General features: G+C 73.2%; 14 protein-coding genes. 7 read left to right on the forward strand and 7 right to left on the reverse strand.

Going from position 1 to position 13960, the window contains the following annotated elements; translation table 11 throughout:
• Positions 1 to 2: 2 nt before the first annotated feature.
• Positions 3 to 1211, reverse strand: a complete 1209-nt coding sequence (locus tag ABH931_RS36230; RefSeq protein ID WP_370123357.1) for a sensor histidine kinase — start codon at positions 1209 to 1211, stop codon at positions 3 to 5.
• 217 nt (positions 1212 to 1428) lie between these two features.
• Here ABH931_RS36230 and ABH931_RS36235 point away from each other — a divergent pair, with 217 nt between their 5' ends.
• The 3 genes from ABH931_RS36235 to ABH931_RS36245 all read left to right on the forward strand — a co-directional run bounded on the left by ABH931_RS36235 (position 1429) and on the right by ABH931_RS36245 (position 6241).
• A complete protein-coding gene (locus ABH931_RS36235; RefSeq protein WP_370123359.1) occupies positions 1429 to 1974 on the forward strand; it encodes a YceI family protein in 546 nt (181 codons plus the stop codon).
• Positions 1971 to 2450 carry a hypothetical protein gene (locus ABH931_RS36240; RefSeq protein ID WP_370123362.1) on the forward strand — a complete coding sequence of 160 codons (480 nt, stop codon included), beginning with the start codon at positions 1971 to 1973 and terminating at the stop codon, positions 2448 to 2450. The genes ABH931_RS36235 and ABH931_RS36240 overlap by 4 nt, the downstream gene beginning before the upstream one ends.
• A gap of 209 nt (positions 2451 to 2659) precedes the next feature.
• Positions 2660 to 6241: a choice-of-anchor D domain-containing protein gene (locus ABH931_RS36245; protein WP_370123365.1), complete on the forward strand. Its 3582-nt coding sequence runs from the start codon at positions 2660 to 2662 to the stop codon at positions 6239 to 6241.
• A 65-nt stretch (positions 6242 to 6306) separates the two neighbouring features.
• On the opposite strand, the gene ABH931_RS36250 is transcribed toward ABH931_RS36245, so the two are convergent.
• A complete protein-coding gene (locus ABH931_RS36250; protein ID WP_370123368.1) occupies positions 6307 to 6924 on the reverse strand; it encodes a PepSY domain-containing protein in 618 nt (205 codons plus the stop codon).
• A gap of 129 nt (positions 6925 to 7053) precedes the next feature.
• On the opposite strand from ABH931_RS36250, the gene ABH931_RS36255 reads away from it, so the two are divergent.
• Both ABH931_RS36255 and ABH931_RS36260 read left to right on the forward strand, forming a co-directional pair.
• Positions 7054 to 7731, forward strand: a complete 678-nt coding sequence (locus tag ABH931_RS36255; protein WP_370123370.1) for a response regulator transcription factor — start codon at positions 7054 to 7056, stop codon at positions 7729 to 7731.
• On the forward strand, positions 7724 to 9130 hold the full coding sequence (locus ABH931_RS36260; RefSeq protein ID WP_370123373.1) for a sensor histidine kinase: 1407 nt from the start codon (positions 7724 to 7726) through the stop codon (positions 9128 to 9130). The genes ABH931_RS36255 and ABH931_RS36260 overlap by 8 nt, the downstream gene beginning before the upstream one ends.
• Here the strand turns inward: ABH931_RS36260 and ABH931_RS36265 are convergent.
• Positions 9103 to 9903 carry a YoaK family protein gene (locus tag ABH931_RS36265; RefSeq protein ID WP_370123376.1) on the reverse strand — a complete coding sequence of 267 codons (801 nt, stop codon included), beginning with the start codon at positions 9901 to 9903 and terminating at the stop codon, positions 9103 to 9105. The two genes, ABH931_RS36260 and ABH931_RS36265, sit on opposite strands and share 28 nt — an antisense overlap.
• A 127-nt stretch (positions 9904 to 10030) precedes the next feature.
• Between ABH931_RS36265 and ABH931_RS36270 the strand changes: the two genes are divergently transcribed.
• Together ABH931_RS36270 and ABH931_RS36275 are read left to right on the forward strand one after the other, a co-directional pair.
• A complete protein-coding gene (locus ABH931_RS36270; protein WP_370123379.1) occupies positions 10031 to 10336 on the forward strand; it encodes a GNAT family N-acetyltransferase in 306 nt (101 codons plus the stop codon).
• Positions 10333 to 10776: an OsmC family protein gene (locus tag ABH931_RS36275; protein WP_370123382.1), complete on the forward strand. Its 444-nt coding sequence runs from the start codon at positions 10333 to 10335 to the stop codon at positions 10774 to 10776. The genes ABH931_RS36270 and ABH931_RS36275 overlap by 4 nt, the downstream gene beginning before the upstream one ends.
• Before the next feature lie 7 nt (positions 10777 to 10783).
• Here the strand turns inward: ABH931_RS36275 and ABH931_RS36280 are convergent, their stop codons facing one another.
• From ABH931_RS36280 to ABH931_RS36295, 4 genes are read right to left on the reverse strand one after another with little or no spacing between them, the layout of a single operon-like run.
• Complete coding sequence (locus tag ABH931_RS36280) at positions 10784 to 11578, reverse strand: arylamine N-acetyltransferase (protein WP_370123385.1); 795 nt, start codon at positions 11576 to 11578, stop codon at positions 10784 to 10786.
• 7 nt (positions 11579 to 11585) lie between these two features.
• Positions 11586 to 12011, reverse strand: coding sequence for a RidA family protein (locus ABH931_RS36285; protein ID WP_370123388.1), 426 nt, complete (start codon positions 12009 to 12011; stop codon positions 11586 to 11588).
• Positions 12012 to 12037: 26 nt separating this feature from the next.
• Positions 12038 to 12790 (reverse strand): IclR family transcriptional regulator, encoded by a 753-nt coding sequence (locus ABH931_RS36290; protein WP_370123391.1) that lies wholly within the window; start codon positions 12788 to 12790, stop codon positions 12038 to 12040.
• On the reverse strand, positions 12787 to 13869 hold the full coding sequence (locus tag ABH931_RS36295) for a sugar kinase (RefSeq protein WP_370123394.1): 1083 nt from the start codon (positions 13867 to 13869) through the stop codon (positions 12787 to 12789). The genes ABH931_RS36290 and ABH931_RS36295 overlap by 4 nt, the downstream gene beginning before the upstream one ends.
• Positions 13870 to 13960 lie beyond the last annotated feature (91 nt).

Here is a 13960-nt window from a genome sequence, read left to right on the forward strand (position 1 = left end):
ACCTATCTCCCCGTGTCGGCCGTCGGCACGTACGCCGGCAGCACCGCGTCGACCTCGAAACCGCCGTCGGGCGTGGCGCCCGTGTGCAGCGTGCCGTGGACCAGCTCGATGCGCTGCCGCAGCTGCGCGAGACCGAGCCCCGAGCCGGTCGCGGCGAGCGCGGCGGTGCCCGGCCCGGCGGGCCGGGTGTTGCGGACCCGGACGCGCACGCGCGTCTCGCCGTACTCCAGCCGGACGGTGACCCGCGCGCCCGGCGCGTGCTTGCGCACGTTGGTGAGGGCCTCGCGCACGACCCGGTAGGCGGTGCGGCCGACCACGGGCGAGGCGAGGGAGGCGGCGCCCGTCGCCTCCAGCGTGACCGGGACGCCCACCGCCGTCGACTCACTGACGAGCAGCGGGATGCCCTCGACCGAGGGGGTCGGATCGCCCTCCGGTTCGGCCCGCAGGATGCCGACGAGGTCGCGCAGTTCGTCGAGAGCCTGGCAGCCGGCGGCGCGCAGCTCCTGCGCCGCGCGCCGGGTGGGCGCGTCCACCGCCGTGACCTGCAGCGCGCCGGCCTGGAGCACCATCAGGCTGACCCGGTGGGTGACGATGTCGTGCATCTCGCCCGCAAGCCGGGCGCGTTCCTCGGCGCGCGCCTGCCGGGCGAGCAGGTGCTGCTCGCGCTCGGCGCGCTCGGCGCGCTCGGTCAGGGCGAGGACGAGCCGGTGGCGGGCGTCGACGTAGAGGGCGACCAGCGGGCCGACGGCGGTGCGCAGCAGCCCGACCGCGACGACGGTGAGGTCGCCCTCCCAGGGGCGGCAGACCACCACGGTCAGCGCGGCCAGCAGCAGCAGCGCGGTGCGGCGGTCACGCCGGTCGCGGCGGAAGAAGAACGGACCGTAGGCGGCCAGCACGGTGCCGTAGGGGGCCCAGACGTTGCCCGCGTGCGCGGGGGTCAGCGCCCCGGCCGGGGAGATCAGCAGCGTCAGGGCAAGCGTGAACGCGCCGAGGACGGCGACCTCCGCGACGGGCCAGACGCGCCGGAAGGCCAGCGAGGCGTCGACGAGACCCTGGACGGCGAGCACGGCCCAGGCGAGGCCGCTGGGATGGCCCGGCCACCAGCTGCCGCCGCCGAGGGTGTCGAGGGTGTCGATCGCGACGAAGCACAGGGCGAGGGCCACGTCCAGGGCGAACCAGTGCCGCCGGTGCCAGGGAGCCCTGTCAGTCATGCCGCCCACGGTAGGTCATGGCCGCGTGTCCGGGGTCCGCGCACACGCCAGGTCGCGACCTTCGGCGCGGGGCACCCTACGAAGGTCGTATCCGGCCGCCGCGAGCCCGCCTTTCGTCGCCCCGGAAGGCGACCGGCGGCTCTGCCGGGAGGGGTGCGCGCCGCCGTGCAATGGGAGCAGACCACACGGGAGAACACCACACGAGAGGGAACCTGCCATGACCACCACATCCGTGCAGTCGGCGCCGCGCCTGGGGCGTTACGCCATCGACCCGGCCGCCTCGTCCGTCGGCTTCACCACCCGGCACCTGTTCGGACTCGGGCGGGTGCGTGGCACCTTCGCGATCCGCGGTGGCAGCTTCGTGGTGACCGGTCCGTCGGCCGCCTCGGCCGTGCGGGCGGAGATCGACGCCGGGAGCTTCGCCACCGGTCACGCCGGGCGGGACGCGACCGTCCGCTCGGCCCGGCTGCTGGACACCGACCGGCACCCGCTCATCGTCTTCACCGCCGAGCGGGCCGCCGCGACGGAGCTGGCGGGCACGCTGACCGTGCGCGGCCAGGCGCGGCCCGTGCGGCTGACGGTCACCGGTACCACGACCGCCCCTGACGGCACCGCGTTCCACCTGCGGGCGACGACGCGGATCGACCGCACCGTGTTCGATGTGACGGCGATGCGCGGCCTGGCCGGGCGCCATCTGGACCTGGAGCTGGACGTCACCTGCGTCTGGACCGGCGCCCTCGACGAGGACCGGCCGGCCCGATGACGACCGCGCTCGAACTACGCAAGCGCGGTGCGGTGTTCGTCCTGGACGGCTCCCCCTCGGCGGCCTCGCTACGCCCGCACCGCGGCCTGCGCGGCGCGGAGATCACCGTGGACGGGCGCACCGTCGCGATCGGCCCGACCGACCACCGGCCGTGCGGCGTGGTGACCGCCGACGGGCTGTTGCGGCTGCACCCGCAGGACGGGCGGACCCCTGCGGGCGAGCCGGTCGCCTGGTCGCTCCGGCCCGAACGCGGCTCCTACCGGGCCGCGGTGGTGCGGGCCGGTCAGGGCGACGACGACCGGATCGACCTGCGGCTGCCCCGGCTCGGCGGCCGCGTGGTGGAGATCTCCGTCTCCGGGGCCTGGGCGGATCTGGAACTCCTGGTGCTCGCCGCCTCGTTCGCGCTGCTCGCCCGGCGGCGCGGGGACCGGGTGCGGGCCGCGATCGTCGCGGGCGCGATCGGGCACGGTCACTGAAAGCGGCTTGCGCGCTGTTGGCAAGGACCCGTCATCACTTGCGCGGAAACCAGGGGCCTACGCCATCGAATGCCCTGTTCTTGCGCAAGCCCGTGACTTTTTCTCAATTGCTGTTCTCCATATTGCGCTTGCACTTCGCGGAAGTTACGGTTCCAGCCGCCCGGCGGTGCGCCGGCGCGTCTTCGTCCCCACCCGCGAAGGAGCCCCCGTTGTCCGGAAGTCCCGCACGGAAGTTGAAACGAGCCGTCGCCCTCGCGGGCGGCGCGCTGCTGCTGGCGGCGGGGGCCGTGCCCGCCGCCACCGGTGCGGCCTACGCCGCGACGCCGCTCGCCACCGGCGGCAGCGGCGCGAGCCTGCCCTACGCGGAGGTGCAGGCGGAGAACTCCGCCACCAACGGCACCGTGATCGGCCCGAGTTACACCCAGGGCCAGCTCGCCGACGAGGCCTCGGGCCGCAAGGCGGTGACACTGTCGGGCAACGGCAGCGGACAGTACGTCACCTTCACCACACCGGTGGCCACCAACTCGATCGACTTCCGCTACTCGATCCCCGACACATCCGACGGTTCGGTCTACTCCGCGCCGCTCTCGCTCTACATCAACGGCGTCAAGCAGAGCGACTTCTCGCTCACCAACGCCTACAGCTGGTACTACGGCAGCTACCCGTTCACCAACACCCCGGGCAGCGGCAACCCGCACCACTTCTACGACGAGGTGCACCGGCTGTTCAGCACCACCTATCCGCAGGGCACCACCTTCAAGCTCCAGGTGGACTCGGGCGACAGCGCCTCCTCCTACACCGTGGACTTCGCCGACTTCGAGAACGTCGGCGCGGCCCTGACCCAGCCCTCCGGCTCCGTCTCGGTCACCAGCGAGGGCGCCGACCCGACCGGCGCCGCCGACTCCACCAGCGCGTTCAACTCCGCGATATCGGCCGCCGGTTCGGGCGGAACCGTGTGGATCCCGCCGGGCACCTACAACATCCCCGGCCACATCGCGGTCAACAACGTGACCGTCGCGGGCGCGGGCATGTGGTACTCCACCGTCACCGGTGCGGCGCCCGGCTTCTACGGCAACTCCGCGCCGAACGCCAGCACCGGCGTGCACCTGCAGAACTTCGCCATCTTCGGCAACGTCCAGCAGCGTGACGACAGCGCGCAGGTCAACGGCATCGGTGGCGCGATGTCCAACTCGACCGTCTCCAACGTGTGGATCGAGCACGACAAGGTCGGGGCCTGGATGGACGGCCCGATGGACTCGCTGACCTTCAGCGGCATGCGGATCCGCGACACCACCGCCGACGGCATCAACTTCCACGGCGGGGTCACCAACTCCAAGGTGACCAACAGCGACATCCGCAACACCGGTGACGACGGCATCGCCACCTGGGCCGACTCCGGCATCGGCGCGGACGCCAACGACACCATCTCCAACAACACCGTGCAGCTCCAGATGCTGGCCAACGGCATCGCCATCTACGGCGGCCACGACAACACGGTCACCGGCAACCTGGTCCAGGACACCGGCATCACCCAGGGCGGCGGCATCCACGTCGGCCAGCGCTTCACCTCGACACCGGTCGGCACCACGACCATCTCCAACAACACCCTGATCCGGAACGGCAGTCTCGACCCGAACTGGCAGTTCGGCGTCGGCTCGCTCTGGTTCGACGGTAGCCAGGGCAACATCACCGGCCCGATCAACGTCTCCAACACCCTGATCGAGCAGAGCCCCTACGAGGCGATCCAGTGGGTCGAGGGGACCATCAGCGGCGTCAACCTGAACACCGTCACCATCGCCGGGACCGGCACCTTCGCGCTCCAGGAGCAGACGGGCGGCGCGGCCTCCTTCACCAACGTCACCGCGACGGGCGTCAACGGGCCCGCGCCGGTGTACAACTGCGAGGGCGGCAACTTCGTCGTCACCGACAACGGCGGCAACTCCGGGATCAGCGGCACCCCGTACTGCAGCGGCTGGCCCACCCCGGTCTACCCACCGTACCCGGCCACCGGCGTCACCACGACGCCGAGCGCGCTGAACTTCGGCTCCGTGGCCACCGGCGCCACCAGTGCGGCGCAGACCGTCACCGTCTCCAACCCGACCTCCTCGGCCGCGGCGGTCTCCTCCATCGCCACCACCGGTGACTTCGCGCAGACCAACACCTGCGGCAGCTCCATCGCCGCGAACGGCTCCTGCACGGTCAGCGTCACCTTCTCGCCGACCGCCTCGGGCAGCCGCACCGGCAACCTGACGGTCAACGCGGGCGGGGTCACCAACACCACCACCCTGTCCGGCACCGGCACGGCCCCCGGCCCGGTGCTCGGCGCCAACCCGGGCAGCCTGAGCTTCGCCCGGACCGTCGTCGGCTCCAGCGCGGCGACGCAGACCGTCACCCTCACCAACTCCGGGACCAGCAGCGCGACGGTCTCGAACGTGGCGACCACGGGTGACTTCAGCCAGAGCAACACCTGCTCCACCCTCGCGGTCGGCGCCTCCTGCACCGTCACCGTCGGCTTCAAGCCCACCGCCGCCGGCAGCCGCACCGGGACGCTGACGGTCACCAGCAACGCCAACAACAGCCCCACCAGCGTGGGTCTGACCGGTACCGCGATCGACAGCACCACCAACATCGCGGCGGGCCAGCCGGCCTCGGCGAGCTCCAGCAACGGCTCCTACGTGGCCGCCAACCTGACCGACAGCGACCCGTCGACCTACTGGGAGAGCACCAACGGCTCCTTCCCGCAGTGGGCGCAGGTCGACCTCGGCCAGAGCTACAGCGTGGGCAAGGTCGTGTTGCGGCTGCCGCCGTCCACCGCGTGGGCCGCGCGCACCGAGACGCTCTCGGTGCTCGGTTCGACCGACGGCACCAACTTCTCCACCATCGTCGGCTCGGCGGGCTACAACTTCGACCCGAACGCCAACAACAACACCGTCACCATCCCGTTCAACGCGACGAACGCCCGCTACGTGCGGGTCAACATCACCGCGAACACCGGTTGGTCGGCGGGCCAGCTCTCCGACTTCGCGGTCTACCCGAGCACCGGCGGCTCCTCGTCGGCGACCCTCTCGGCGGCCCCGACCTCGCTCAGCTTCGCCGGGCAGACGGTGAACACGACCAGTTCCGCGCAGGCGGTCACGGTCACCAACACCGGCACGGCCACCGCGTCGATCTCCTCGGTCACCGCGACCGGCGACTTCGCGCAGACCAACACCTGCGGCAGCTCGCTGGCCGCGAACGCGTCCTGCACCGTCAACGTCACCTTCACGCCGACCGCGACGGGCACCCGCACCGGCAGCGTCACCGTCAACGGCAACGCCTCCGACAACCCGCTGACGGTCGCGCTCACCGGCACCGGCACCAGCAACGCCCCGACCAACCTGGCGCTGAACAAGTCGACGAGCGAGTCCAGCAACACCCAGAACTACGTCTCGGCCAACGTCACCGACGGCAACCAGGCCAGCTACTGGGAGAGCGACAACGGCAGCTTCCCGCAGTGGGTCCAGGTCGACCTCGGCGCCTCGCAGAGCGTGAGCCGCGTCGTCCTGGAGCTGCCGGCCAGCACCTCGTGGGGCGCGCGCAACCAGACGCTCTCACTGCTGGGCAGCACCGACGGCACCAACTTCTCCACCGTCGTCGGCTCCGCCACCTACACGTTCGACCCGAACGTCAACAGCAACACCGTCACCATCACCTTCCCGGCGAGCACGCAGCGGTACTGGCGGGTCAACATCACCGCCAACACCGGCTGGGCGGCGGGACAGCTGTCCGAGTTCCAGATCTACAACAGCTGACCTGACGTCATGACGACGGGCCGCCGCAGGGTGCCTCCTGCGGCGGCCCGTCCGTGCCTGCGCGCCTAGTTCTGCACGCTGTTGGAGGTGACCGCCCCCGTCGCGCCGTCGAGGGTGACCAGGTGGTGCACACCGTCCGGGCCGACGACGACCGCCTGCCAGGCGCTGCCGCCGCCCTGCTCCGGGACGTCGGTCAGCGACTCCACCTTGCCGCCGGTGACGGCGGCCTCGGCCTTCGCCACGGCCTGGTCGGCCGAGAGCGAGGGCAGCGGCGCGGGAGCGAGCGACGCCTCCCCCGTGACCGCCTGCTGGTCCGGCCCGCCCGGGACGACGCCGCCGACCGCGAGGCCGCCGGGCACCTGGACGACCTGACCGCCCTTGACGACCACGGCTCCCCCCATACCGCCCGGGCCCTGCGCCTGGGCGATCATGCGCTTCAGCCCGGGCAGCCCGCCCGGCCCGACCGCCACCGCGACGCGTCCGCCGTCGTGACCGTGCACGACCGCCGCCGTCACCGCCGCCGTGCCCCCCACCAGCACGACGGCGGCGAGGCCACCGACGACCCAGCGGGACCGGCGGCCGGTCACCACCTGGCGCACCGGGCCGCGCCGCGGCGCCGCCTCGGGCGCGGGCAGGCCCGCCAAGTCCTCGTTCTCTTCCTCGTACGCCTCGGATTCGCTCATCGCGGCCCCTTCGTGGGATTCGTCGTTCGTCGTTCGGGCCCTGAGAGTCCCGCACCGACGCTGAAGCCCCGCTGAAGATCATGAAGACCTCTTCAGCTTCCCTGCCACCGGGCCTGTCACCCTGGTCGCGTGCGCGTACTGATAGTGGAAGACGAACGGCGGCTCGCCGCCGCGCTGCAACGCGGCCTGGAGGCGGAGGGCTTCGCCGTCGACATCGCCCACGACGGCGTCACCGGGCTGCGGCAGGCCACCCGCAGCCCCTACGACGTGGTCGTGCTCGACATCATGCTGCCCGGCCTGAACGGCTACCGGGTCTGCTCGATGCTGCGCGCGAGCGGCTACCAGGCGGGCATCCTGATGCTGACCGCCAAGGACGGCGAGTGGGACGAGGCCGAGGCGCTGGACACCGGCGCCGACGACTTCCTGTCCAAGCCCTTCTCCTACGTCGTGCTCGTCGCCCGGCTGCGGGCGCTGGCCCGCCGCGTCGGCGGCCGACAACCGCGCCTGGTCAGCCTGGGCGACCTCGCGGTCGACCTCGGCGCCCGCACCTGCGCCCGGGCCGGCGCGCCGATCCGGCTCACCGCCCGCGAGTTCGCCGTCCTGGAACACCTCGCGCTGCGCGCGGGCGACGTGGTCTCCAAGCGCGACATCCTCGACGCGGTCTGGGACGAGCACTACGAGGGCGACGCGAACGTCGTCGAGGTCCACGTCAGCGCGCTGCGCCGGAAGATCGACGCCCCCTACGGGCGCGCGGCCGTGCAGACCGTGCGCGGCGTCGGATACCGGCTGGCGGCGGACGGTGGCTGAGCGGCGGCGCGCGCGCCGACTCCTGTCCTGGCTGCGGTCCCGCCTCACCCCCGGCTCGGTGCGGGCCCGCGCCACGCTCGCCGCCTGCACGGTCGTGGCCGTCGCGCTGGCCGTCGCCTCGCTGGCCATGCTGAGCCTGCTCCGGGCGGACCTGCGCGGCAAGCTCGAGGCGAGCGCACGAGGGCAGGCCGACGTCGTCGCCAAACTCGCGATGGGCGGAAGGCTCGGCAAGGTGGTGCCGCTCGGCGACGGTACCGACTTCGTCCAGGTCGTCAACGGCAAGGGCCAGGTGGTGGCGGCGAGCCAGAACGTGGTCGGTCGTCCCGCGCTGGGCGTGTCCGGGCCGCCCGTCATGGAGTTCGGCGGCCTGAAGCCGCTGGGCATCCTCAGCAGCCAGCAGGTCACCAACGTCGTCGTCGAGACGCCCGACGGTCCGGTGGTCATCCACTCCGGCGCCTCACTGCGGGCCGCCGACGACGCGGAGAGCAGCACCGCGCTGACCCTCCTGGTCGGCTGCCCGCTGCTGCTGCTCACCGTCGCGCTGGTCACCTGGCGCGTCACCGGCCGGGCGCTGCGGCCGGTGGAGGCGATCCGCAGCGAGGTCGCCGCGATCGGCGAGCAGGAGCTCCACCGGCGGGTGCCGATCCCGCGCGGCGACGACGAGATCACCCGGCTGGCTCGGACGATGAACGGCATGCTCGACCGGCTCGACCTCGCCGGACGCCGACAGCGCCAGTTCATCGCCGACGCCTCCCACGAGCTGCGCAGTCCGATCGCGGTGCTGCGCACCCAGCTGGAGGTCGCCGTCGGCCACCCGGACCCGACCGTGCGCGCCGAGCTCGTCGAGGGCGCTCTCCAGGACGCCGAGCGGCTCCAGGCGCTGGCGGCGGACCTGCTCTTCCTCGCCCGCCTCGACGCGGGCCCGCCGCAGCGCCCCACCGATCCGATCGACGTTGCGGAACTGGTGCGGGCGGCGGCGCGCGGCCGGGAGCTCACGCTCGCCCTGGCGCAGGAGGCGGTCGCGCCGGGCCACCGGCTGTGGCTGGCGCGCCTGGTGACGAACCTGCTGGACAACGCCGAGCGGCACGCCCGCTCGTCCGTCCGGGTCGCGGTCCGCACGGACACGGCGACGGACGAGGTGGTCCTCACCGTCCACAACGACGGCGAGGCCCTCGCCCCGGCGGACCGCGAGCGGATCTTCGAGCGCTTCACCCGCCTCGACGACGCCCGCAGCCGCGACGCCGGCGGCGCGGGCCTGGGCCTTCCCATCGCCCGCGACATCGCCCACCACCACGGGGGGACCCTGACGGTCGTCGACTCCCCGTCGGGCGCGACCTTCGAGGCCCGGCTGCCGCGCGACCCGCAGACCGCTCAGGAGCCGGCCGGCCCGGAAGGCTGAGCAGGCCCCGAGGGCGCGGAGGGCTGAGCAGGCCCGGACGGCGCGGCGGGCGCGGAGGGCTGAGCAGGCCCAGCGGGCGCGGAGGGCTCGCGGTAGGCGAGGGCGACGACCGCCACCAGGGCGGTGCTGAGCGCCAGCGCCCAGGCGGCGTTGCCGTGCAGGACCAGGGCCGCCCCGGGGGCCGCGCCCGCGATCATCGCCACGACGGCGACGACGCGGCGGCGCAGGCGGGGGTTGCCGCCACCCGCGAGGGAGGAGTCCGCGGCGATCCCGGTCAGCGTCATGGTGAGGACCGTCGTCGTCATGTCGGCGACGCCGAGCTTGCGGACGGTGCCGTTGCGCAGGCCCATGGCCAGGGCCAGCAGCGCGATCATCACCAACTGCGTGCCGTGCCGCAGCCCGGCGGTGAAGGCGAGGAGGGTGGCGACCGCGGTCAGCGCGACCTCCAGCAGCAGCGCGGTCCGGAACCAGGGGCCCCGTGGGCGGCCCCGGTGACGGGCCGCCAGGCGTCCGGCCCAGGCCGAACCGACCAGGAAGGCCGCCAGCGAGGTCAGCGACCCGGCGGCGGAGAAGCCGGGCGCCCCCGCGATCGCGAAGCCGACGACCACGACGTTGCCGGTCATGTTGGCGGTGAAGACGTGCCCGAGACCGAGGTAGCTGACCGCGTCGACCACACCGCTGACGGCGGTGAGCACCACGAGCGCGAGGACCAGCGGATGGCCGTCCCCGATCGTCTCGGTGGCCGACGGAGGACGACTGCGCGCAGGGGCCATCGCCCGATCATCCCAGCTCGTCGGAGGCCTCGCGGCCGGTCCCGCGCGACACGCCGCTCGGGGCCCCTCTCGACAACAAGTTGATGCATCAACTATAATGGGATCATCATCAGTGAGTGGAGGACCGATGGATCAGCGCGTCGTGAACAACCAGGCAGAGTCCCGCTTCGAGATCTTCTCCGGCGACGAGCTCGCCGGCTTCGCCCAGTACCACCGGTTCCGCGACGAGGTCGCCTTCATCCACACCGAGATCGACCCGCGCTTCGAGGGCAAGGGCCTGGGCAGCGCCCTGGCCCGCGCCGCGCTCGACACCGTGCGCGACGCCGGGCAGCACGTGCTCCCGTTCTGCCCGTTCATCCGCGGCTGGATCACCAAGCACCCCGAGTACGTCGACCTCGTCCCGCAGGACCAGCGCGCCCGGTTCGGTCTGTGAGCGCCCTGTCGGCCGTCCCGGACGTGGTGGGCCCGGACGGCTTCGCCCGGACCGGCGCCGCGGTGGCGACGCTCGCCGGGCCCGACTACCACGTCGACATCCGCGTCGGCCGCCATGCCGTCACCGCGGACGAGCCGCTCACCCGCGGCGGCGAGGACACCGCCCCGACCCCCTTCGGCCTCCTGCTCTCGGCCGTCGCCTCCTGCACGGCGGTGACGCTGCGGATGTACGCCGAGCGCAAGGGCTGGCCGTTGGAGTCGGTGCGGGTCCACACCGCGCACGAGGTCGCTCCCGACGGGACGGGCCGCATCACCCGACGCATCGACCTCACCGGCCCCCTCGACGACGCACAGCGCGCCCGCCTGCTCGACATCGCCGAACGCACCCCCGTCACCCGCGCCGTCCGCGAGGGCACCCCGATCGTCGCGGCGCAGCCCTGAGGCTGCCCTAAGGCCTTGGCAGGTCCGGCAGTCGGTCGAGGACGACGCCGAAGGAGTCGGCGTAGGTCCGCAGCAACTGGGCGCCGGTCAGCTCGCGTTCGGTGCGCTCGCCCGAGTCCTGCGACTCGACGAGGGTGCGGCCGCTGATCGTGGTCCGGCCTGCCGGCGTGCGCAGGGAGCAGAGGGTGTTCTGGGTGAAGTGGGACTTCGGCGAGGTCTGCTGCCACCAGCAGCAGACCTCGAAGTCCGCCAGGGTCCGCGGCCGCAGCTCCAGCAGGTACTGCGGCGCGCCCTCCCGCAGGACCACCACGTCGCCGGTGCCGTCCTCGCGGGCCTCGAGCCGGTAGGTGCCGGTGGGGTCGCGCTGGTCCGCGCCGAGGAGGAAGCGGAGCGGGTGGTCGGTGTGGCGCCCGAAGCCGACGTCCACCAGCCATTCGGCGCCGTCCGCGTCGGTGACGCGCAGCGCGAGGTGGTCGAAGAGCGGCCCGAAGCCCGCCTCCTCGCCGCCGTGGACGCGCGCCGCGAGGAGGGTGACGCCGTAGCCGAGCTCACCCAGCAACTCGGCGAAGAGACCGTTCAGTTCGTAGCAGAACCCACCGCGCCCGCGGCCGACGACCTTGTCGAACAGCGCGCCCGGCTCCAGCACGATCGGCTCGCCGAGGTGGATGCCGAGGTTCTCGAACGGCACCGCCCGCAGATGCGCCAGGTGGAGCCCGCGCAGCGCCGCCGCGTCCGGGCGCGCGGGCCGGTCGGCCCCGATCCGCGCGAGATAGGCCGTGACCTGGTCACCTGTGAGCGTCATGGGTCCATCAGACCACGGCCTGGGCGTCGATCTCCACGAGCATCGGCTCCTGCGGCAGTTCGACGAAGACGGTGGTCCGGCACGGCTTCACGCCGTCCGGGGCGATGTTCTCGGCGATGAACTCGGCGTAGGCCTCGTTCATCGCGGCGAAGTGCGCGCGGGTGGTGAGGTAGACGCGGAACATCACCACGTCCTCCACGCTCGCGCCGCCGGCCTCGACGATCGCCTTGACGTTCTCCAGCGTCCGCCGGGTCTGCGCCTTCACGTCGCCCGGGTACAGGTACTCGCCCGTGGCGGGGTCCTGCGGACCCTGGCCGGAGACCTGGAGGATCGGGCCCTTGCGGACGCCCTGGGAGAAGAGCCAGGCGGGCGCCGGCGCGCCGTCGGTGCGGATCTCGGTCTTGCGGTCGTGGTCGCGGTCGTGGTCGCTCATGTCAGTGCGGCTTTCCCTTTTCCCTGTCAGCTGTGCGGGGTACGGAACCCGGCGTCCTCGGAGATCGCGCGGGTGGTGGCCAGCAGCTGCGGAAGCAGCTCCAGGACCTGCTCGTAGGGCAGCACCACGTCCGGCACGGAGAGCGAGACGGCCGCGGCCACCCGGCCGGAGGCGTCGCGGACGGGCGCGGCGACGCAGTTGATGAAGGTCTCGTGCTCGGCGCGGTCCTGCGCCCACCCCTGCTCGGCCACGGTCTCCAGCTCGGCGAGGAGCGCCTGGGCGTCCGTCAGGGTGCGGGGGGTGGACGGCACGTAGCTGATCGACCGGGCCACCCGGCGCCGCGCGGCGAGCGGCAGATCGGCCAACAGCACCTTGGCGACGGCCGTGTTGTGCAGCCCGGCCCGCAGTCCGATGCGGGAGTACATCCGCACCGCGTGGCGCGAGTCGTACTTGTCGACGTAGACCACCTCACCCGCCTCCATGGCGGCGAGGTGGACGGTCTGGCCCGTCGCCGCGTTGAGCTCGGCCAGGTGCGGCGCGGCGACGCGCCGGATCGGCCGCTGCTCCAGCGCGAGCGAGGAGAGCGCGAACAGGCCCGCGCCGAGGTGGTAGCGGAAGGCCGAGTCCCGGTAGACGAAGCGGTCCTCCTCCAGACTCTGGAGCAGCCGCAGCGCGGTGGTCTTGTGGACCCCCAGCACCTCGGCGAGCTGGTCCAGCGAGCGGTCGCCCTCACCCAGCTCGGCGAGCAGGCGCAGCGCGCGGGACACGGTCTGGCTCACGGTTCCTCCCTCACGAGGCCTGCCGCTCCGGTCACGCCGCAGGCCGTGACCACGGTAGCCGCCCAGGCCGCCTCGCTCGCGGCGAGGAGCGCGTCGACGGTCTGCGGCCCGGGCGGACGGCCCTGGTCGCCCGGCGCGGTCAGCGCGCAGGCGGCCGCGAGATGGCCGAGGCGCAGCCGTCCGCGCGTGTCCAGCCCGCGCAGCAGGCCGGCCAGATAGCCGCCCGCGAAGGCGTCGCCCGCGCCGGTCGGTTCCACGACCTCGACGCGCAGCGCCGGTTGACGGACGACGGAGCCGTCCCGGTCCAGCGCGAGCGCCTGCCGCTCGGCGTCCTTGACGACGATCGTGCGGGGACGCGGCAGCAGGCGCCGCAGGGCGGCCGGGTCGCCGGTGCCGAGCGCGGCCTCGGCCTCGTCGGCGCCGAGCAGCACCACGTCGGCGGCGTCGAGCAGTTCGCGCAGCACACCGGGGTCGCGGCCGGGCTGCCGCCAGAGCGCGGGGCGCCAGTTGAGGTCGAAGGAGACGGTCAGCCCCGCGCGCGGCCGGGCGAGAAGCTCCTGGAGCAGCGCGAGGGCGCTGTCGGAGAGCGCGGCGGTGATCCCGCTCAGGTGCAGCAGCCGCGCCCCGGCGAGCAGCCGCCCGACAGCAGGCTCGGCCAGCAGGCCGGGAGCGAGCGCGGACGCGGCCGAGCCGGTCCGGTAGTAGTGCAGGCGGCTGCCGCCCGCGCCGAGGTCGTGCGGCTGCGCGCTGCCGCCGACCTCCTTGACGTAGAGGCCGGTGGGCCGGTGCGGGTCGACGACCACGCCGGAGACGTCCACCCCGCACGCGCCCAGCTCCCCCGTCAGCCGCCGCCCGAACCCGTCGGCGCCGACCCGGCTGATCCACGCGCTGCGCACGCCGAGGGCGGCCAGGACGCAGGCCGTGTTCGACTCCGCGCCGCCGACAGCGGCGCGGAACCCCCCGACCGTCTCGAGCGGCCCGGGCGCGTCCGGCAGCAGCACCGCCATCGACTCGCCCAGGCACACCGCGTCGGGCACCGCATCGGGCACCGCGTCCGGCACCGCGTCCGGCAGCGACATCGTTCCCCCTCGTTGACCGGTGGTGGCGGCGATGCTAGAACTCTGGGCGCATTCTTCGCAATGCTGGTTGCACATATTGCAATCCTGATCT

Origin of the sequence: Streptacidiphilus sp. MAP12-33 (assembly GCF_041261265.1) — a bacterium.
Taxonomy (GTDB): domain Bacteria; phylum Actinomycetota; class Actinomycetes; order Streptomycetales; family Streptomycetaceae; genus Streptacidiphilus.

What these genes read in the sequence shown, in the direction of transcription:
- ABH931_RS36285 (WP_370123388.1), bottom strand. Translation starts at nt 12,011, where the DNA reads ATGAGCGACCACGACCGCGACCACGACCGCAAGACCGAGATCCGCACC.
- ABH931_RS36265 (WP_370123376.1), bottom strand. Translation starts at nt 9,903, where the DNA reads ATGGCCCCTGCGCGCAGTCGTCCTCCGTCGGCCACCGAGACGATCGGG.
- ABH931_RS36240 (WP_370123362.1), top strand. Translation starts at nt 1,971, where the DNA reads ATGACGACCGCGCTCGAACTACGCAAGCGCGGTGCGGTGTTCGTCCTG.
- ABH931_RS36270 (WP_370123379.1), top strand. Translation starts at nt 10,031, where the DNA reads ATGGATCAGCGCGTCGTGAACAACCAGGCAGAGTCCCGCTTCGAGATC.
- ABH931_RS36250 (WP_370123368.1), bottom strand. Translation starts at nt 6,924, where the DNA reads ATGAGCGAATCCGAGGCGTACGAGGAAGAGAACGAGGACTTGGCGGGC.
- ABH931_RS36295 (WP_370123394.1), bottom strand. Translation starts at nt 13,869, where the DNA reads ATGTCGCTGCCGGACGCGGTGCCGGACGCGGTGCCCGATGCGGTGCCC.
- ABH931_RS36280 (WP_370123385.1), bottom strand. Translation starts at nt 11,578, where the DNA reads ATGACGCTCACAGGTGACCAGGTCACGGCCTATCTCGCGCGGATCGGG.
- ABH931_RS36230 (WP_370123357.1), bottom strand. Translation starts at nt 1,211, where the DNA reads ATGACTGACAGGGCTCCCTGGCACCGGCGGCACTGGTTCGCCCTGGAC.
- ABH931_RS36235 (WP_370123359.1), top strand. Translation starts at nt 1,429, where the DNA reads ATGACCACCACATCCGTGCAGTCGGCGCCGCGCCTGGGGCGTTACGCC.